Origin of the sequence: Erwinia aeris, from assembly GCF_041224955.1 — a bacterium.
GTDB lineage: Bacteria > Pseudomonadota > Gammaproteobacteria > Enterobacterales > Enterobacteriaceae > Erwinia > Erwinia aeris.
On record NZ_JBGFFX010000001.1, the window covers coordinates 382,061 to 402,044 of the forward strand.

Here is a 19,984-nt window from a genome sequence, read left to right on the forward strand (position 1 = left end):
AAACGCGTTAAGGATTGGTGAGCGGCTTTGCCTGCTGCATCCGGCTGGAGAAAAGGCAAAAAGGATATTCACTAGTACAGCTTAAAAACCTGCCTGAATGCCGCAAACCGACGGCATTCATTTATCCCTTTATTCCTGCGCCAGCGTTTCCAGGCCGTCCCGGAAAGCGGTGACGGCAATGGCGCGGTTATCCGCTTCGTAACGATCTTTTGCCGCCGGTGCAGAGCTTTGTACCGCAATCAGCTGCCAGCCGCTGTCGCTTTTTAGCAGGAGCGGCGAACCGCTGTCGCCAGGCAGGGTGTCGCACTGATGCGACAGCACATTTTTCTGCGCCCAGCCGGTAATCAGACAGTTGCTGTGTGAATAGAGCGTATCAAGATGATCTTCCGGGTAGCCCGCCTGAGTTACCCGACGCTGTTGCGTTTTCAGCGCGGCGGTCAGATCGCTGCGGCTGCCGTCAAACAGCGGCACGGGTGTTATGCCGGAAGGCGGATTATGCAGTACGACCAGCCCGTAATCGTAAGGTGCGGCCGATGAAGGCACGATCCAGCCGTCGCCGTCGGCCTTAAGCTTTCTGCCTAAAGCGGGATCGACCCGGGTATCCACATCGTGAATTTCGTAGCGCCAGTCGCCATCATGCCCGATAAAACGCAGCGCAACGACTTTATCGATTTTGCCCGGCGGCGCCAGCAGACAGTGGCCGGCAGTCAGGGCTAAATGAGGCGAAATCAGGGTGGCGCTACACAGGTTGCCGCTGGCGGTTTCCAGCTGGCCTATTGCTTCCCACGGCTGGCTGGCGGTATCGCTGACAGGGTGGCGATCGTCTTTGCCGAAAAACAGCGTTCTGACATCCTGTGCGTCGTCGTCACCGGCGTGGCTACAAAATGAAAGGGCTAAACATCCCATTAAAAAAAAAGCTTTCAGGCGCATGTCTCTCTCTGAATGGAGATTAAAAACCGCAGGTGGTAATAACTATAGTCGGCTGGCGGTAAAAAGGAAGTTTAATTTATAAATCAGCAGGCTACGGGTATTAAAGATAGAAGCTAAAGGCGATAGCGCCGCAGATAATCATACAGGCCAGGATAATTTCGAATAAATAGCGGCGCACCATCATCCGATACTCCAGGAAAAAAACACCCGGCTGAACCGGGTGTTTAAGTGAACAGACTAAGTTGAAGGCTTGCTTCGGCAATTACGCTTTAGGCGCGGCGGCTTTCTTAGCGGTTTTCTTGTGGTGTACTTTCTTGGCGGCCTGAGCTTTCTGCGTTACTGGCTTAGCGGCTTTCTTGTGGTGTACTTTCTTGGCGGCCTGAGCTTTCTGCGCTACTGGCTTGGTTGCTTTTTTATGGTGCACTTTCTTGGCGGCCTGCGCTTTCTGCGCTACTGGTTTAGCCGCTTTTTTGTGGTGTACTTTCTTGGCAGCCTGCGCTTTCTGTGCAGCTGGCTTAACGGCTTTCTTGTGGGCCTTCTTGGCTGCCTGAGCTTTCTGGGCTACCGGCTGTTTAACGGCTTTCTTGTGTTTTTTAGCAGCCTGCGCTTTCTGCACGGCTTTCTTGTGCGCTTTGTGATGCTTAGCGGCATGAGCTGGCGCGGCGGTAGTAGAAGCAGCCGGTGCGGTAGTGGCTGGCGCGGCGGTGGTTTCAGCAGCAAAAGCAACTGAAGAGATACCCATAGCAGCGGCTACAACCAGAGCGAATAATTTTTTCATTGCACAACCCTCAAAGTGTTATTTCATTTTTCAGCCCACTGCGGGGCCGGTGAAGAGACTATAAGGGAAGGGCGGCGGGCTTTCCGTGAGTGATTGGTATCGGCGTGTTACCGATTGTACAAAGCCCGCCGGCGCGACGGGCTTGCGGACTGGTTACAGGTAGCGGTTTTCCAGATGCTGCCGGAAAAAGCGCGGATTAAGATCTTCGCCGGTGGCGTTTTCAATCAGCTGACGGGTGGTGAAACGACTGCCGTGCTGCCAGATATTCTGCTGTAGCCAGTCAAAGATCGGTTGCAGATTTCCTTCGCGGATATCGCTGTGCACCTGCGGCAGCGCCTTTTTCACGCTGTTGAAAAGCTGTGCCGCGTACATGGCACCCAGCGTGTAGGTAGGGAAATAGCCGAACGAGCCGTCCGTCCAGTGAATGTCCTGCATACAGCCGTCGCGATAGTTGCCGGTCGTGTCCAGCCCCAGCAGCGCCTGCATCTTCTCCTGCCACAGCGTCGGGATGTCGTCCACTTCAATCTCGCTTTCGATCAGCGCACGCTCGATCTCATAACGCAGAATGATATGCGCGGGATAGCTCACTTCATCCGCATCCACGCGGATCAAACCAGGCTTAACGCGCTGGTTAAGGGCGATAAAGTTAGCTTCTTCCAGCTCAGGACGGTCGCCCATCAGCGTTTTAACCTGCGGCAGCAGCAGGCTCAAAAACTCCGTGCTGCGGCCCAGCTGCTTTTCAAAGAAAAGGCTTTGCGACTCGTGAATCGCGGTGGAGCGGGCCAGTGCAACGGGCTGACCGGCCCACTGCTTCGGCAGATTCTGCTCGTAGCAGGCGTGGCCAGTTTCGTGGATCACGCCCATCATCGCGCTGATAAATTCGTTAGCGTTGTAGCGGGTAGTAATGCGTACATCTTCCGGAACGCCGCCGCAAAACGGATGCGCGCTGACGTCCAGTCGCCCGGCGTTAAAGTCAAAATTAAGCAGCTTCATCAGCGCGTTGCCCAGCAGCTGCTGCGACTCCACCGCGAAAGGGCCAACCGGTACGGCAACCGGCTGGCGTGACTGCTTCTCGACAATACGCGCCAGCAGCGAAGGCAGCCACTGCTTCAGCTCGCCGAAGGTGCTGTCCAGCTTGGCGGCGGTCATGCCAGGCTCATAAAGATCCAGTAACGCATCGTAACGGGAGCAGCCGTTCGCCTGCGCGCGCAGCTCGGCTTCCGCCCGGCTCAGCTTTACTACTTCCTTCAGATTAGCGGCAAAACCCTGCCAGTCATTGGCGGGGCGCTGCTGACGCCAGGCGTGTTCGCAGCGGGCGCCGACGAGAGATTTTTCCTCGACCAGCGCGGCAGGCAGCAGGGCGGCCTGATCGTAAGCGCGGCGCATCTCACGCAGGTTAGCGCGCTCCACGTCATTCAGGGTTTCATTGGCAGCCTGATCCAGCCATTGCGCCACGGCTTTATCGGTCAGGATTTCATGACGCAGCACGCTCAGTTCGGCCAGCGCCGCGCCGCGTGCGCTACTGCCGCCGGGCGGCATCATGGTCATCATATCCCAGCCGGCGATGGCTGACAGATGGCCGAAGCGGGAAAGACGGGTAAAGGTTCGGGTCAGATTTGCATAGGCGGATGACATAGATATCCTTTTAGTCATGGCGCTGTCAGACAGCGCGAGGAGGCGTTAAGGGTAAATCAACCGGCCAGCAAAAGCGAACGCTTGCGCCGCCAAGCGGGCTGGCGTCGATAGTCACGGTGCCGCCAAAGGCCTGCGCTACCGAGTGCACAATCGCCAGCCCAAGCCCGCAGCCGCCGGTCGCGCGGTCGCGGCTGGGGTCAAGACGCACGAAAGGCTCGAATACCCGTTCGCGCTCGGCCAGTGGAATGCCCGGCCCGTCATCCTCTACCTGCAAGCAGGCGGTATCGCCGTCGAACCACAGCCCGACGCGCAGGCGCTGCCGGGCATAGCGCAACGCGTTATTGACCAGGTTATCCAGCACTCGCTCCATCAGCCGCGTGTCCGCCACGCCCAGGTTCTGACGCTGCGGCGTATCCAGCTCCAGGGTAAATTCGGGATGCACCATGCGGATATCGTCCAGCCGTTCGCTCAGCCAGGCAGCCAGATCGAGCGACTGAAGATGCAGATCGACCTTTGGCCTGTCCAGGCGGGCGTAGGTCAGCAATTCTTCAATCAGCGACTCCAGCTGGCCGATATCGCGATTCAGCGCGGCGGCTTCGCTGGCGCTAAGATTATCGCTCATCTCCAGCCGGTAGCGCAGGCGCACCAGCGGCGTGCGTAGCTCATGGGCGATGCCGTCAATCAGCTGCTTTTTACTGACCACCAGCGTATTGATATTGTCCGCCATCTGATTAAAGGCCACGCCGAGCCGCAACAGGCTGGAGGCGTTATCAAAATGGATCCGCTCGTCCAGATGGCCCTGGCCGAAGCGCTGCGCCGCCGACTCCAGCCGCAGCATGTCTTTCCAGTGCGGCCGCATCCAGATAAACACCGGCAGCGCCAGCGAAATGCCGATAAAGGCCAGCAGCACGATATCCAGGATGCGCATTTCGTGCAGGAAAAAGAGGTAAGGGATCGGCCCCACGGCCAGCACATAATGGCTGCGCGGAATGTGCTGTAAAAAAGTGTATTCGTCATCAAGGGCCACGATCCCGCCCGCGCGCAGGCGGCGCATGGTAGGCGCATCCAGCTGATACTTGTTCATCGGCTCGATATGCAGCTTAAAAGAGAGGTTAAGATCCAGATTATCGATGGTTTTATTCCAGTCGCGGGGCGGGATTTCCCGCAGCTCGCTGCGCATCAGGTAGAGCGAGCTTTTCATCAGGTCATCCATTGACTCTCGCCCGGCACGCTCGGCGGTAAATTTATACACCAGCCCCACCAGCATCGCCATGACCAGAAAACAGACAAACAGCAGCAGATAAAACTGAATAAACAGCTTCTTCATTTTTTTTTACCTAAAAACATAAATTTAGCTATATCGCGATGGCTGAAAGGGCACTGTGGGGGCAGGACGTAATCCCCCTGTGCGCTTGTTCAACAGTTCGGCCCAGTGCATTTATTCACGGTGAGCAGACGGTGTAAACCATTTCTGCATCCTCCGATTAGCAATGAAAGCCGGGCCTGCGTCGGCAGATAGCCTCCAGCAGGTAAAATGTATGCCTTGTCTGATATGGGCGGCGATAAAACCCTGCTCGCCTCACGGCTCTGTCCCGGATAGATGTTCCAGAGTCCCGATAGTGAGAGGTTTGGCTACCACGCTTCGATCCGGAGACGAACACAAAATAAAGCTTGTATATCCTTGTGGTGCAAAATCCGCGCCGCTGAAGAGTCACGGAAATTTTTGGAAAATATCCCGTAAGCTTTTTCTGCTCCCTTAACGTATAAAACTCGGGGGGAGATAATTTTATAGTATGAATACCGCCGCTATACATTCGGCGAACCCCTGTTTCAGCATGGACAGCTTATTGATAGTACAGTTATAGCCCCGGAAAAAATGGGGTTTTGTGTTGCCCTTTGCATCGAGCGCGTTATTATAACTGATGGGGATAACGTCAAGTAAGGATGACAGATGACAAATATTGAAATGGAAGAAAAACTTTCAGAGCAGGGGTTTAGTGCCAGGGAAATTGCTTTGCTCAAACATCGGGTTGAACAAGATACAACAACGTATCAGGCGCTGCTGATTGACTTAAGGAAAAGGTTTATTGGATGTGTAATATTTCTTTTAGTTGTGCTTTTTTATTTTGGAGGGGCTTATTTTATCAGAGGGAAGCCTGATTTTTTATCAACCATTTTAACATTAATTTTTACTTTGATTGTTTTCTGGTTTCTGGCACCGTTAAAGTTGGGTGCCAAGGCATATCTGTTTATCAGGAATAACAGCTATTTATGATGTTCACCATGAATTGATTTAATTGTCATGGCATCACTTGCAATTTCAATCAGAAGGTCGGTTCGTGACATGTTCTTAATGTTCCGCACATAATCCGATCTCAGGTAGTGAAACAGCCTCCATGCATCTGGTTTCATAATCAGTCGCGACATACCATAAGCTGATAAGAATAAATCCATATAGCTATATGCAAGCCTGCCGGTTCTGCTATCGAAGCCAGGGAGTTTCACCGCGTAGATATAACCTTGTTTTAAATCACCAATACGATCGTTTTTACCATCAAAAAAGTCAGAAATGCTTTCCTGAAATGCGTTAAGACCGTGTAAGGCGAGCATACCACCAAATGCAACTCCAATAATGTTGCCCGATCCAATCGAAGCCGCTAATATCCCACCACCCGCAACAATCTGAAACCCACTCAGTACTACGCCAACACCATTAATTACATAACCCCATATTCCATTTTCCTGCCTTAACTGAGCGGTCGCAACGATTTTAGCATTACCCATGCTTAGCTGGCGATCCTGACTTTCCAGAAACGCTCTTTCCTGCTTCAGATTATTGAGAGATTGCTGGCAGAGACGATCCTGCCGGGCGGTTCGGATAGTTTGTAACTGATGAACGATAAAATTTTGTATATTGTCTCTGAAATCCATTCTTACAGCTGTATTTCTGAGGTGGCGATCCGCCAGTTGGGCAGCAAGTCTTGAAAGTTGCCGTGCCTCAAGGTCTGCCATTGTAAGGAAGTAACGGGTGAAGGGGGCTCTCGCTAAGTAGTTATCCATAACTCATCCTTTTATCCATTGAAATAGCTTACCGGTAAGATAGTTAAAATAAGGCCGTTTCTGAAGGAAAATTAGATAAAAATACTATGTGTTTTTCTCTGGTGATTGTAAAGAGATATTCTTTAAAATCCCAACGAATTTCTCTCCAAAAACAGATTTACTTAATTATTAATATTGGAACTTATAGCTATTTTTATAGCGGTTATTTGATTTTTATTTTCAAAAAAGTTATTTAATTGGAATGTGTTAATGTGTCTTTGCATAAATCCTCTTTCACCCTATGGAGAAGTTGAAAAGGCTTATCTGTTTTCACGGTATCATCAACTTATAACGTCTGGTTTCAGAACAGGAAAGGAAGGATTTTGGCGCTAAAAAGTGATGCATGTCCTTGGGTGTTCGCTTTTGTGTCATGTTTTCTCATGCCAGAAAAAATTTTCTGTATTAAATTGATCCTGGGCATTAAATTTGAAGAATGCTGTAAAACTCCCTTTGCATTTAACGTTGGTATAAAATCCCAGCCATATTCTGAGCGGGTGCTACTTAACCGGAAAAGATTATGTTTGTAAAAAAAGTAATATCAGGTTTGCTCATAGTATTGGGAAGCGCAGCCCTGGCTGGCTGCGTAGTGGCTGACGGCACGCATCATCATTCCAGCCCATCATCAGACCGGCATCATCATGCTGGTGCGCCAGGGACAGCAGGCAGCGGCAGTCAACATATAGGGCCACCGCCGCTTCCACGGAGCGCGGCTCAGCATTTTGGCCCTCCGGGCCATACCGGATTTTACCACTGAAAATGCAAAGGCCCACTTCGGTGGGCCTTGTCACAGGTTTATTCGGTTTTATTAAAGTGCTGAGCCGCTGTTTCGGTTACATGTCCCGGCTGGTAATGTCGGGAACAGGACTACCTGCTGCGCGATTGTCCTTGAACGAATCGGCAGAACAAAAAGGCTGCCTGCTGCACAATCGTCCTGACACGGATCGGCAGAACAAAATTTTACCGACATCCGCCAGACGAACGATTTTTATTGCGTATCCCAGGCGTGTGGCGCAAACAGATAGCCTTTATTACGGATGGTTTTAATGCGATAAGGCTCGGTTGCGCTGTCCAGCAGCTTTTTACGCAGGCGTGAGATCGCCACGTCGATGCTGCGGTCCATGCCGTCGTAACTTACGCCGCGCAGCGTTTTCAGCAGGGCATCGCGGTTAAGAATCGATCCGGCATGCGTCGCCAGCTCCCACAGCAGATCGAAGTCAGCGGTGGAAAGAGCGATGATTTCGCCGCCCAGCGTGACCTGGCGGTTAACGGCATCCACGGTCAACGTGCCGAAACGCAGGGTTTTCTGTGCGCTCATGGCCGGAGCAATCACCGCCTCGTCGCCGCTGTGCGTCGCGGCCTGACGCAGATGCAGCCGCAGGCGCGCCAGCAGCACCGCAGGCGGCGTGGTTTTAAGGATATAGTCGTTGGCGCCCATCTCCAACGATAAAATATGATTCATATCGCTGTCCAGCGAGGTCAGCAGCACAATCGGGCCGGACCATGTTTGGCTGGCGCGCAGATCGCGGCACAGCGTCATGCCGTCCTTGCCGGGCAGCATAATATCCAGCATCACCAGATCCGGCATGGCGGCCACAATGGTGGCTTCGGCGCGGTCGCCACGGCTTTCTACGATCACTTCAATATCATGACGCTTCAGGTAGGCGGCGATAAGTTCGCCCACATCCCGATCGTCCTCAACGAATACTATTTTATTCATAGCGACATTTTTTTACCTGGGAGTAACAACATTACCCAATGTTTACGCTGACTACTATAAGTCAGGGCTAAATAACTCTCGATGTATAGTATAAATGGCGTAAAATATGTCATTATATTCGACAGGGTTGTTGCCTGACGACGCGGTGCGTTGATTAACGGAGAAAGGGGAGAAAAGGGTGTCTGATAAAGAGCTGGCTTCAACGGGACGGGATTGCCATATCTGCCTGAACTATATCGATTTTCTCGCGGCTTCCTGTAAAAAACGCTGGAGCTTTGTCGACGCTATTTACGGCGTCATGCCTATTTTCGGCATGGTGACCAAAAACTCGCCCGACCAGTCCTGTCCGCCATCGGAAAGGCTGAAAGCGCTGGCGCTGCAAATCATTTCTACCCAGGTAAGCGATGAGATAAATATCGCCCGATTGATAACCCTGGCTGAACAACAGCACATTGAACGCTTTGAAATCCTGCTGCCTTATCCGCTTTCTGAACAGCAGCTTGAGGCTATCCGCGAAGAGTACGTCAAGCCACTTTCGCTGGAACAGCATGACGATCGGTTAACGATCGCCATGCCCGCTTTTTCTCACTAACGCAGCAGCATCCACGTTGCCGGTGCAGCACCGGCAATCAGTACGCCCATCGCTATTTTTTCCAGTTTATTCAGATAGCCATTTCCCCGGCCGTTGCGGCGCGCCCAGATAAACAGCAGCATCCCGGGCGCATAAAGCACCACGGAAAGCAGCAGGTGCAGCGGCCCGGAGGCGTACAGCAGCCACAAACCGTAGGCGCTGGCACCCAATGCGACGACCAGCGCCGCCGTTTTCTGCTGCGCGCGAGCGACTTTAAACAGGTAGGCACCGACCAGAAGATAGGGCACCAGCACCATTTCGGAAGCGATGGTCAGCAGCGTGTTGTAATCTGAACCGGTCAGCCAAATCAGGATCAGGCAGCCCTGAACGCTCAGATTGGTCAGCCAAAGCGAGGCAGAGGGCGCGCCGCGCGCGTTCTGCTTCGCCAGCGAGCGCGGGAAGGTGCCGTTTCCGGCCGCCAGCATCGGCACTTCCGCCGCCATAATCGTCCAGCTGAGATAGGCGCCGCTAACCGAGACGATCAGCCCCAGCGCGATAACCATATCGCCCCATGAGCCAATCAGGCGGTTCAGCAGGCCCGCCATCGAAGGATTACGCATCTGGGCCAGTTCCGCTCGCGGCACAATGCCAAGAGAAAGCAGCGTAACCAACAGATAGACCACCAGCGCGGCAATTACCGCCAGCAGCGTGGCGCGTCCCACATCTTTTTTGTTCCTCGCCCGTGCGGAAACCACTACCGCACCTTCCACGCCGATAAACACCCACAGCGTGATCAGCATGGTGTTTTTGACCTGCTCCCAAACCGGCACGCCCAGCTCGATGCCTGAAAAATCAAAGCGGAAACGATCGAGATTGAAGGCCGCTATCGCCAGCACCACAAACAGCCCCAGCGGCACCAGCTTGCCCAGGGTGGCGACAAGGTTAATACTCGCCGCCGTCTGCACGCCGCGCAGCACCAGCCAGTGCACCAGCCAGAGCAGCACCGAAGCGCCCAGCATGGCCTGCCAGGTATTGCCATCGCCAAACACCACGTGGCCCGGCGAGTCGGTAAAGAAGCTCAGGGCGGAGAACACAATCACCAGATATGAGACGTTAGCGATAACCGCGCACAGCCAGTAGCCCCAGGCCGAGCAGAAGCCGACCAGCTCGCCAAAACCGGCACGGGCATAGGTATAGATGCCGCCGTCCAGCTCGGGTTTAAGGCGGGTCAGCAGCAGCAGCGCCAGCGACAGCATAATAATGCCGACGCCGGTGATCGCCCAGCCCGTCAGCAGCGCCGCCGGGCCGGCCACTAACGCCATATTTTGCGGCAGACTAAAAACGCCGGCGCCCAGCATGGAACTCAGTACCAGCGCCGTCAGCGCGGTAAGACCTAATTTTTTGTCCAAAAAAGCATCCCAAAACCAGAATAAAAAACCATAACAGGATGAATGGCTCGCAATTTATACGCTTTGCACGGCTAAACCCGAAGAGATCCCCTGAAACCGGCGGCGATTTTACGGAGTGGCCCAGCGAGATGCAATGCGAAAGAGGGCGAAAAGTGATTGAGTATGCAAATTATGGCGGGAAGTTATGCAGCGGGGCGGCGGTGAGCGCTGTAGCGTTTTGCCTGAGAGAGGCGCGCCAGACGTACAGGCGCGCCTTTGCTGATGCTTACTTAAACAGGTCGGCAGAAACGGTCAGGTTGCCGCCGCTCTGGTTAGACCACTGGCGAGTAATATGATAATACTTGGCGCCTTTCTCAATCGCGGCCCGGCCCACGGCGTCGGAGATCTCCGTAGGCGTACCGAAGTGGCCGGTAAAGGTTACGCTGTCGAACGGCTGCATCTGCGCTGCGGTAATGGCGTTGACTTCCTGCACGCTTTTGCCCTGCGGCGTTCTCACGGTATAGCGTTCGCCGGTAGAGGACTGCGTTTCAAAGAAGCGGCCAACTTTATTGCTTGGCGTTTCGGAAGAGGCGACGCCGGGGATCTGCACAGCCTTCGCGGCAGTACCGCCTGCGGCGATGGCAGCTTTACCTGCCTGAGAATCGGCCGGGATCAGATCCGGAGACTGCACCTGGCGCGCTTTCGCATCGGCTTTGTAAACATAGGCGGTAATATACTGATTGCCGCCGCTGTTGGCGTCGATCTGACGGATAATAAAGAACGAAGCCGCGCCTTTCTCTTTCGCTTTTCGGGTAATAGCGTCGTTAACGTCCGGCTGGCTGTGGTAGAAGCCGCTGACGGAAACCGTATCAAAGGGTTCCAGCTTATAGGCTTCCGACTTGGTCAGCTCGCGCACGCCATTGATCACGCGATCCTGCGATTTCGGCGCCGGCTGCGCATCGTCGCGATAGATATCCGCCACCACGCGCCAGTTGCCGCCATTGTTGTTGCTGTCGTTAATACTTTGTACGTAAAAAGCTTTCGCGCCCAGCTCGTCGGCACGTTTTGAAATCGCCTCGTTGGCTTCGTTAATGGCATTAAAACGGCCGGTAATGCTGATGCGATCGAAAGGCTTCAGCGCCGCCGCTTTTTCCGGCGTCAGTTCCTGGGCCGCATAAGCGGAAAGTGAGGTGAGCGACAACAGGGCTGATGCCAGAATAGTAATCTTCAGCTTCATAAAAATAATCCTTCGCCTTGCGCAAAAAAAATGAGTACGAAAACGTGCTGGACTCTTGATGTGTAACAGATTAGCTCTCGATTATTGCATGTAATAATGCGTCCTGTCTCAGCCATTTTGAGTCAGGCGGCACCGCGATAAGCGCAGCGGCGGCAGGTCATATTAAAAAAATGTTAAATAATACCTTTGCCAACGGCTTTACCACTTAAGCCACTAAATACTATCGTTATTACAGTTAATTGGCTGTTAAATATTACCTTTTGTCGCCGCTTCTTTACCGTTTTGTTACTTTTCCTTAGCAGATTATGCGAGGAACATCGCGAAATAAGCGCTGAAAATCGCGTTTTTGCCGCCTGCGCCGAATTTTTCAGATATAAAAAGGGCAAACGGTACGGCAACGGCTGGTATGACCGTGCCGTTTTCAGTAGTTTATAAGGTGTTCGCAGTAAAACAGGTGGCGCTTAAGCCGCGCCGCCGCAGTAAGAAATCGTCTTACCTCTGATGAAAGGGAATACTATGCTGATTGGAATTACCAAAGAGCGGTTGCCCAATGAAACGCGAGTCGCCGCCACGCCCAAAACGGTTGAGCAGCTGCTGGCGCTGGGCTTCAGCGTGGCGGTGGAGCGGGGCGCAGGCAGGTTAGCCAGCTTTGACGACGACGCTTATGCCGCAGCGGGCGCTACGCTGGTCGATACCGACGCCGTCTGGCAGGCGGATATCGTGCTCAAAGTCAACGCGCCCGGGGATGAAGAAATTACGCAAACCCGTGAGGGCAGTACGCTGGTCAGCTTTATCTGGCCCGCGCAAAATCCGGCGCTGCTGGAGAAGCTGGCGGCGCGCAACGTCACCGTGATGTCGATGGATGCGGTGCCGCGTATTTCCCGCGCGCAGTCGCTGGATGCGCTCAGCTCGATGGCTAACATCGCCGGCTATCGTGCGATCATCGAGGCCGCGCATGAGTTTGGCCGCTTCTTTACGGGCCAGATCACCGCCGCAGGCAAAGTGCCACCGGCTAAGGTGATGGTTATCGGCGCAGGCGTCGCCGGGCTGGCGGCCATCGGTGCGGCAGGCAGCCTTGGCGCTATCGTGCGTGCTTTTGATACCCGCCCGGAAGTGAAAGAGCAGGTGCAGAGCATGGGCGCGGAATTCCTTGAACTCGATTTCGAGGAAGAGGCGGGCAGCGGCGACGGCTATGCGAAAGTGATGTCAGAGGCCTTTATTAAAGCGGAAATGGCGCTGTTCGCCGCGCAGGCGAAGGAAGTGGATATCATTGTCACCACTGCGCTAATCCCCGGCAAACCTGCACCGAAACTGATCACTGCCGACATGGTGGCTGCCATGAAGCCAGGCAGCGTTATTGTCGATCTTGCGGCACAAACCGGCGGCAACTGTGAGCTGACCGTAGCGGACCAGGTCACCACAACTGAAAACGGCGTGAAAATTATCGGCTATACCGATCTGCCGGGCCGCCTGCCTGGTCAATCCTCACAGCTTTACGGCACCAACCTCGTCAACCTGCTTAAACTGCTTTGCAAGGAGAAGAATGGCGAGATTACTGTCGACTTCGACGATGTGGTCATCCGGGGCGTAACCGTGGTGCGCCAGGGCGAAATCACCTGGCCTGCGCCGCCGATTCAGGTTTCCGCCGCGCCGAAAGCGGCGCCTGCGGCCGCCAAAGCGCCAGAGAAACCAGAAGCGAAACCCGCTTCACCCTTCCGAAAATATGCGCTGTTTGCGCTGGCTATCGTGCTGTTCGGCTGGCTCGCTAACGTTGCGCCGCCCGCCTTCCTGACCCATTTTACCGTGTTCGCGCTCGCCTGCGTGGTGGGTTACTACGTGGTGTGGAACGTCAGCCACGCGCTGCATACGCCGCTGATGTCGGTCACTAACGCTATCTCCGGCATCATCGTGGTCGGCGCGGTACTGCAAATGGGGCACGGCGGCTGGGTCAGCTTCTTCTCCTTTATTGCCGTGCTGATTGCCAGCATCAATATCTTCGGTGGCTTCACCGTGACTCAGCGCATGCTGAAAATGTTTCGTAAGAACTAAGGGGTAATCAATGTCTGGCGGATTAGTGACTGCAGCATACATTGTTGCCGCAATTGTTTTTATTTGCAGCCTGGCCGGGCTGTCGAAGCATGAAACCGCTAAGCAGGGCAACCTGTTTGGCATCAGCGGCATGGCGATTGCGCTGCTGGCGACGCTGCTTGGCCCCGACAGCAGCAGCGTCGGCTGGGTGCTGTTGGCGATGGTGATCGGCGGCGCGATTGGCGTGCGGCTGGCAAAAAAGGTCGAAATGACCGAAATGCCGGAGCTGGTGGCGGTGCTGCACAGCTTCGTTGGCCTGGCTGCGGTGCTGGTGGGCTTTAACAGCTATCTCGATCACGCGCCCGGAATGGATGCGGTGATAGAGAACATTCATCTCACTGAGGTCTTTATCGGTATCTTTATCGGCGCGGTGACCTTCACCGGTTCGCTGGTCGCCTGGGGCAAGCTGTGCGGGAAACTCTCTTCCCGGCCGCTGGCGCTGCCGCACCGGCACCGGCTTAACCTGCTGGCGCTGGTGGTATCGCTTTGCCTGCTGATTATCTTTGTGCGCACCGACAGCACGGGATGGCAGGGCTTTGCGCTATTGCTGATGACCATCATTGCGCTGGCGTTCGGCTGGCATCTGGTGGCTTCCATCGGCGGCGCGGATATGCCGGTCGTGGTATCTATGCTCAACTCCTATTCGGGCTGGGCGGCGGCGGCGGCGGGCTTTATGCTCAGCAACGACCTGCTGATCGTGACCGGCGCGCTGGTCGGTTCAAGCGGCGCCATTCTCTCTTACATTATGTGTAAGGCGATGAACCGCTCCTTTATCAGCGTTATCGCAGGCGGTTTCGGCACCGACAGCAGCTCGACCGGCGAAGGCGAGGAGGCGGGCGAGTACCGCGAAATTGACGTGCAGGGAACGGCGGAACTGCTGAAAAACTCGCGCAGCGTGATCATCACCCCAGGCTACGGGATGGCGGTAGCGCAGGCGCAGTATCCCGTAGCGGAAATCACCGAGAAGCTGCGTGCGCAGGGCATTAAGGTGCGCTTTGGCATTCATCCGGTCGCCGGACGTCTGCCGGGCCATATGAACGTGCTGCTGGCCGAGGCGCGGGTGCCTTACGATATCGTGCTGGAAATGGATGAAATCAACGACGACTTCAGCGAAACGGATACCGTGCTGGTGATTGGCGCCAACGATACCGTCAACCCGGCGGCGCAGGAAGATCCGCGTAGCCCAATCGCGGGGATGCCGGTGCTGGAAGTGTGGAAAGCGCAGAACGTGGTGGTCTTTAAGCGTTCCATGAACACCGGCTATGCCGGCGTGCAGAACCCGCTGTTCTTTCGTGACAACACCCAGATGCTGTTTGGTGATGCGAAAGCCACGGTGGATGCCATTCTGAAAGCGCTGTAACAGGCGCTGAAGGTAAGAGGCCGGGGAGTTCCCCGGCCTTTTTTTTGACTAACGATCAGTCGTCTTCGTCATCATCCAGTTCGATCGGCGATACGAAGCCTTCCGGCTTGATCGCCAGCAGATCGCAACGCAGATGATCGATAACCTGCTCCGCCGTATTGCCCAGGAAAGCCGCTGACAGTCCGGTGCGGCCAATAGTGCCAAGCACCACCACGCCAGCGTCCAGCCGATCCGCCAGGTCCGGGATCACTTCTTCCGGCAGGCCTTTTGCTACATGAGTAAACTTTTCGTCGATGCTGAAGCTTTGCCGTAATGCCTTCATCGCCAGCAGGTGCTGACCACGGATCGCATCGTTGTAAACGCTGGGATCGAAGTCGGGCAGCTCAATGGCGATATTTACCGGGGTAACAGGATAGGCGCCAACCAGATGGACTTCGGTATGGTTGACCTGTTTCGCCAGCTCCAGCGTCTCTTTGACCAGTTGAGTATTCAACGGGTCGTGATGTGGCTCTTCGCTGGCGAGATTTACCGCCACTACCGCCTTGCCGCCTTCCGGCCAGGGCTGGTCTTTTACCATCCATACCGGGCAGGGACACTTGCGCAGCAGGTGCCAGTCGGTAGGCGTAAACACCACCGACTGAAGTCGGTCGTGCTGATGTGCCATCTTCAGCAGCAGATCGTAGCCGCCGTCCAGCACTTCCTGAATAATCGCCTCGTAGGGGCGGTTATGCCAGACCACCTTGATATCAATGTTCACGCCCGCGGCCAGATAGGCTTTTGCCTGCTCGCGGATCCATTCGGTGCGCTGGCTAATCACCCCTTTGCGCATGGTGACGCGCTCGTCGGGCGACAGCAGCGTCGTCATTTCGTAAGAAAAATCATAGATAGGCAGAAAAGCCGTGATCTGACCACCGAGGCGCTGATTAAGATAGACAGCACGGCGCAGCGCTGGCTGGTCGTCCTGTTGCGCGTCGATCGCCACGAGAATGTTTTGGTACTTAGCCATAACGGGTCCTCCATACGCTGGTTAGCTTAAAAGATAGCCCAATCAACGTCGGGAAAGAAAGAAAAAGTTATAGCCAGATCAATATTATAACAAAAGGATCGCTAAAAGCGGCTGGTACGGTCGTCTACCCGCTTTTCCACCGCGCGAAAACGGCTAAACGGGGGCTATGACAGCATAGTGAAAGGCGAGTGAAAAGACGCAAATCAAGCGGCAGGATGGACAAAACTGCCAGGTCAGCGCACCGGGCCAGAGAATGGAAAAACAGGCGGATTAACGTACCGGGCCAGACAATGGAAAAACAGGCGGATTAACGCACCAGGCCAGAGAATGAAAAACCGGCCGGATTAACGTACCGGGCCAGAGAATGGAAAAACAGATGGATTAACGCACCGGGTCACCGGTCGAAGAAAAGCAGCCGGACTGGCGAACCAGTCCGGCATAGCATCAGGCAATCGCGCGGCTTTGACCAGCCAGCTGCGACAGCACCTCATGATTTTCGATAGTGATGTATTTGCCTTTCACCGCCAGCATACCGCTTTTCTGAAAGCGGCCCAGCAGGCGGCTGATGGTTTCAACCGTCAGGCCGAGGTAGTTGCCGATATCGCCACGGGTCATGGTCAGACGGAATTCGCGCTGGGAGAAGCCGCGCTCGCCGAAGCGGCGGGAAAGGCCATAGATAAAGGCGGCAAGACGCTCTTCCGCATTTTTCTTCGACAGTAGCAGGATCATCTCCTGATCGCCCTTAATCTCGCCGCTCATCAGCCGCATCATCTGCTGACGCAGGCTGGGCATTTTGCCAGACAGATCGTCCAGGGTTTCAAAAGGAATTTCGCAGACCATAGCGGTTTCCAGCGCCTGAGAAAAGCTGGGGTGCTGACCGCCACTGATGGCGTCGAAGCCTACCAGGTCGCCCGCCAGGTGAAAGCCGGTGATCTGCTCGTCGCCCTGTTCGGTAATGGTATAGCTTTTGATGGTCCCGGAACGAATGGCGTACAGCGACTTCAGTTCGTCACCGGCTTTGAACAGCGTTTGCCCTTTCTGAATAGGCTTTTTGCGCTCGATGATGTTATCCAGCTGATCGAGTTCGTGCTCGTTCAGCGTGAAAGGAATACAGAGCTGGCTGATGCTGCAATCCTGACAGTGAATCGCACAACCGCCAGACTGGATACGTCTGTTGATAACACGTTTTTCCGGGATCATAGTGTTGGCTCGAGTGATTATTGATTGAGGTCAATTTTAACATTTTTTGCTCAGCAAAGGGAACTCATCCAGGCCTTTTTAGCCACATAAAAAACAGGGACGTCACTTTTGGTGACGTCCCGTTTAAAAAAGTGCCAAAAGCCAAACCTACGTTTTATCGGGCGTCGCGGCCGTTGAACCGTAGTTATTAAGGTTGTTTTTAGCGCTTTTTCTGGAGGGTTGTTCTACCTGAATAATCAACGTCAGCACCCCGGCTAACAGGTAAAGCGCGGTGTAGGTCCAGACCACGCCCTTGATATCAAAAAAGGGCAGTACCAGCGAGGCGATGGCGGGCGCAAGAAAATTGCTCAGGCCAGCGGAGAGGTTGTAGATGGAGATCGCCGCACCTTTATGCTTCGGCTCCAGCACGGGAAATACCGCCGTCATCGGCACAAACGCCGCGACGGTAATGCCCAGCATGACGGCGGGCACCAGCGCCATCCAGAAGTTATGACCAAAGGTCACCGGCAGGTAATAGAAGGCCAGGCTGGAAATCGCGCAGCCCAGGCAGCCAAACCAGCGCACCTGACGGATCCAGCCGATATATTCGCCCAGCACACCCCACATAATATTGGTGAAGATGGTAACGAAAAAGAATACCGCCCAGATTTGCAGCCATTCCGACATGGTAAAGCCCAGGCGCCCGACGAACAGCATCGGCATAATCACTGCAAAGCCAAACAGCGACAGCGTATTGATAATGCGGATCAGGCAGGCCAGGAAGATGTTGCGGTTAGTGAAGAGAATGGTCACGGCCCGCGACAGCTCGGTCAGTTTTTCACGTGGGGAAAGATTGGCTTTCTCGCTCTCGCCGCCGACCTTGCGCAGCAGAGTCATCGCCATCAGCCCGCCAGCCGCTACCCAGGCTATAGCAAACCACAGGGTGCCGGTTTCACCGAGCCAGGGAATGGTAAAGCTGGGCAGATAGCTGCCGACGCAGCCGATGCCGATGGAATACATCGCCCAAAACCAGCCCATGGCGGAAGAGAGCTGGTGTTTAGGCACGTTCTGCACAATCAGCATCACAAACGAATAAATGAACAGCGGATAGGCAAGACCGCGAATGCCGTAGAACAGCAGCATCAGCGGATAGTTGCGCAGCCCCAGGCCCAGCGTCATAAACAGAATATGCATCACTACCCACAGTAGAAAACCGATACGCATTGCGCGCTGCGGCGTAATGATCTCCGCGACTACGCCGGAGCTCCAGGCCGCCAGCGCCGCTGCGCCGCCGTAAACCGTGAACACCAGCGCAGACTGCGCGGGCGAAAAGCCGAGATCGGTAATGTGCTTCGACAGGAAAGCCATTTCAAAGCCGTCCCCGCTCATAAAGACGGCGATGGCGATATAACCCCATATTAACGACAAGGGGAGGCCGAACCAGTTATTGGCTGATTTCATCATATTTCCTCTCAGGCGTGCAGGTGACGGACGCCTGAGGCGTCCGCATCAGTGTTCAGAAACCGGATGCGCGAGCATCGCGCTGCTGTTGGTAGAGCAGGCGGAAGTGGTCGAGCCGCCTTTGCAAATGATGATGACGAAGCGCATTGGGCAGATAGCGCCGCAGCACGGCAGGTTTACGGCAGACCTCGGCCGGATCGCCGCCGTCGGCCAGCCAGCCCAGACGCGCCGCGCCCAATGCGCCGCCCGCTTCGCCGCCCTGATGGGTAACTATCGGCAGATCCAGCGTATCCGCAATCAGCTGCGCCCAGAACCCGCTTCGCGCGCCGCCGCCGGTCAACGAACAGCTTTCCAGCTCGGTGCCCGCCGCCCGCAACGCCTGTAGGCCGTCGGCAATGCCGAAGGCGACGCCCTCCAGCACGCTATAGGCCAGCGCTGCACGGTTAGTGGCATGGGTCAGACCATGAAAAGCGCCGGTGGCCTGCGGATCGTTATGCGGCGTGCGTTCACCGGAAAGGTAGGGCAAAAAGAGCGGGGCGCTGCGCTGAACCGTCTCGCTTAGCGCCGCCACCTCGGCCAGCAGATCGGTTTCGGTGGCGTTCAGCAGATCGCACAGCCAGCGCAGGCTGGAGGCCGCCGTCAGCATGACGCTCATCTGGTGCCAGCGATCGGGCAAGGCATGGCAAAAAGCGTGTACGGCCGAGGCGGGCGCGGGACGAAAACGATCGTTGACCGCAAACAGCACGCCGGAGGTGCCAAGGGAAATAAAAGCGTCGCCGGGTTCGATCGCCCCCAGCCCGACCGCGCTGGCCGCGTTATCGCCACCGCCGCCCGCAATCACTATACCTTCCTGCAAGCCCCAGCGCCGCGCGACATCAGCCTGTAGCCTGCCGCCGGGCTGCGATCCCTCCGTCAGCCGCGGCATCTGGTCGCGGTTCAGCCCGCAGGCCGCCAGCAAGGCATCCGACCAGTCGCGCCTGGCGATATCCAGCCACAGCGTACCGGCGGCATCGGACATATCGCTGATCTTTTCACCGCACATCTGCCAGCGCAGATAGTCCTTAGGCAGCAGAACGCTGGCGATGCGAGAAAAAATCTCGGGTTCATGGCGGGCGACCCACAGCAGCTTCGGCGCGGTAAAACCGGGCATCGCTAAATTGCCCGCCACGCTGTGCAGGTCGGCAGCCCGTTGCGTCAGCTCCTCGCACTCGGCTGCGCTACGCGTGTCGTTCCATAATATGCACGGGCGCAATACCTGATTTTCCCTGTCCAGCAGCACCGCGCCATGCATCTGGCCGGAAAGCCCGATGGCGCGGATTTGCTGCCAGCGAGCACCAGCCTGCTGGCGCAGCTCGTCAATGGCCTGCTCCAGCGCCAGCCACCAGCTGTGCGGCTCCTGCTCCGCGTAGTGGGGCTGCGGCCGCTGTACGTCCAGTTTTACACTGCTGGCGGCCACGATTTCGCCTGCGGCATCGATAACCAGCGTTTTGATTTCAGAGGTGCCAAGATCGATCCCGAGATACATTACCGACTCC

The 19,984-nt window shown here is 55.3% G+C and carries 17 protein-coding genes; 4 read left to right on the forward strand and 13 right to left on the reverse strand.

The genetic code is table 11. The features are described from left to right. Nucleotides 1-129: 129 nt before the first annotated feature. The 5 genes from AB6T85_RS01935 to rstB form a co-directional block, all read right to left on the reverse strand. Nucleotides 130-930 carry a trypsin-like serine peptidase gene (locus tag AB6T85_RS01935; protein WP_253453949.1) on the reverse strand — a complete coding sequence of 267 codons (801 nt, stop codon included), beginning with the start codon at nucleotides 928-930 and terminating at the stop codon, nucleotides 130-132. A 100-nt stretch (nucleotides 931-1,030) separates the two neighbouring features. Further along, a complete protein-coding gene (ydgU, locus tag AB6T85_RS23790; protein WP_495849197.1) occupies nucleotides 1,031-1,114 on the reverse strand; it encodes a small membrane protein YdgU in 84 nt (27 codons plus the stop codon). Between the two features lie 78 nt (nucleotides 1,115-1,192). Continuing rightward, entirely contained in the window at nucleotides 1,193-1,708 is a 516-nt protein-coding gene (gene asr / locus AB6T85_RS01940) for an acid resistance repetitive basic protein Asr (protein ID WP_369894677.1), read from the reverse strand. 153 nt (nucleotides 1,709-1,861) lie between these two features. Next, nucleotides 1,862-3,343 carry a carboxypeptidase M32 gene (locus tag AB6T85_RS01945; RefSeq protein ID WP_301251684.1) on the reverse strand — a complete coding sequence of 494 codons (1,482 nt, stop codon included), beginning with the start codon at nucleotides 3,341-3,343 and terminating at the stop codon, nucleotides 1,862-1,864. Nucleotides 3,344-3,368: 25 nt separating this feature from the next. After that, entirely contained in the window at nucleotides 3,369-4,670 is a 1,302-nt protein-coding gene (rstB, locus tag AB6T85_RS01950; RefSeq protein WP_253453955.1) for a two-component system sensor histidine kinase RstB, read from the reverse strand. Nucleotides 4,671-5,294: 624 nt separating this feature from the next. Here rstB and AB6T85_RS01955 point away from each other — a divergent pair. Further along, nucleotides 5,295-5,618, forward strand: coding sequence for a hypothetical protein (locus tag AB6T85_RS01955; protein WP_369894678.1), 324 nt, complete (start codon nucleotides 5,295-5,297; stop codon nucleotides 5,616-5,618). Here AB6T85_RS01955 and AB6T85_RS01960 read toward each other — a convergent pair. Next, entirely contained in the window at nucleotides 5,609-6,403 is a 795-nt protein-coding gene (locus AB6T85_RS01960) for a DUF4225 domain-containing protein (RefSeq protein WP_369894679.1), read from the reverse strand. The two genes, AB6T85_RS01955 and AB6T85_RS01960, sit on opposite strands and share 10 nt — an antisense overlap. Before the next feature lie 1,024 nt (nucleotides 6,404-7,427). Further along, complete coding sequence (gene rstA / locus AB6T85_RS01965) at nucleotides 7,428-8,159, reverse strand: two-component system response regulator RstA (RefSeq protein ID WP_369894680.1); 732 nt, start codon at nucleotides 8,157-8,159, stop codon at nucleotides 7,428-7,430. Between the two features lie 178 nt (nucleotides 8,160-8,337). Between rstA and AB6T85_RS01970 the strand changes: the two genes are divergently transcribed. Beyond that, a complete protein-coding gene (locus tag AB6T85_RS01970; protein WP_125287647.1) occupies nucleotides 8,338-8,751 on the forward strand; it encodes a hypothetical protein in 414 nt (137 codons plus the stop codon). Here AB6T85_RS01970 and AB6T85_RS01975 read toward each other — a convergent pair. Together AB6T85_RS01975 and ydgH are read right to left on the reverse strand one after the other, a co-directional pair. Next, on the reverse strand, nucleotides 8,748-10,139 hold the full coding sequence (locus tag AB6T85_RS01975) for a basic amino acid/polyamine antiporter (protein WP_369894681.1): 1,392 nt from the start codon (nucleotides 10,137-10,139) through the stop codon (nucleotides 8,748-8,750). The two genes, AB6T85_RS01970 and AB6T85_RS01975, sit on opposite strands and share 4 nt — an antisense overlap. A gap of 265 nt (nucleotides 10,140-10,404) precedes the next feature. Continuing rightward, complete coding sequence (gene ydgH, locus AB6T85_RS01980; protein ID WP_253453965.1) at nucleotides 10,405-11,355, reverse strand: DUF1471 family protein YdgH; 951 nt, start codon at nucleotides 11,353-11,355, stop codon at nucleotides 10,405-10,407. 516 nt (nucleotides 11,356-11,871) lie between these two features. Here ydgH and pntA point away from each other — a divergent pair. Together pntA and pntB are read left to right on the forward strand one after the other, a co-directional pair. Beyond that, complete coding sequence (gene pntA / locus AB6T85_RS01985; RefSeq protein WP_253453967.1) at nucleotides 11,872-13,404, forward strand: Re/Si-specific NAD(P)(+) transhydrogenase subunit alpha; 1,533 nt, start codon at nucleotides 11,872-11,874, stop codon at nucleotides 13,402-13,404. 10 nt (nucleotides 13,405-13,414) lie between these two features. After that, nucleotides 13,415-14,803: a Re/Si-specific NAD(P)(+) transhydrogenase subunit beta gene (gene pntB, locus AB6T85_RS01990; RefSeq protein ID WP_369894682.1), complete on the forward strand. Its 1,389-nt coding sequence runs from the start codon at nucleotides 13,415-13,417 to the stop codon at nucleotides 14,801-14,803. A 55-nt stretch (nucleotides 14,804-14,858) separates the two neighbouring features. On the opposite strand, the gene uspE is transcribed toward pntB, so the two are convergent. The 4 genes from uspE to xylB all read right to left on the reverse strand — a co-directional run bounded on the left by uspE (nucleotide 14,859) and on the right by xylB (nucleotide 19,974). Continuing rightward, on the reverse strand, nucleotides 14,859-15,809 hold the full coding sequence (uspE, locus tag AB6T85_RS01995) for a universal stress protein UspE (RefSeq protein ID WP_253453971.1): 951 nt from the start codon (nucleotides 15,807-15,809) through the stop codon (nucleotides 14,859-14,861). A gap of 444 nt (nucleotides 15,810-16,253) precedes the next feature. Then, a complete protein-coding gene (fnr, locus tag AB6T85_RS02000) occupies nucleotides 16,254-17,009 on the reverse strand; it encodes a fumarate/nitrate reduction transcriptional regulator Fnr (RefSeq protein ID WP_125287641.1) in 756 nt (251 codons plus the stop codon). Nucleotides 17,010-17,156: 147 nt separating this feature from the next. Beyond that, nucleotides 17,157-18,449 (reverse strand): MFS transporter, encoded by a 1,293-nt coding sequence (locus tag AB6T85_RS02005; RefSeq protein WP_253453976.1) that lies wholly within the window; start codon nucleotides 18,447-18,449, stop codon nucleotides 17,157-17,159. A 55-nt stretch (nucleotides 18,450-18,504) separates the two neighbouring features. Further along, on the reverse strand, nucleotides 18,505-19,974 hold the full coding sequence (gene xylB / locus AB6T85_RS02010; RefSeq protein WP_369894683.1) for a xylulokinase: 1,470 nt from the start codon (nucleotides 19,972-19,974) through the stop codon (nucleotides 18,505-18,507). Nucleotides 19,975-19,984 lie beyond the last annotated feature (10 nt).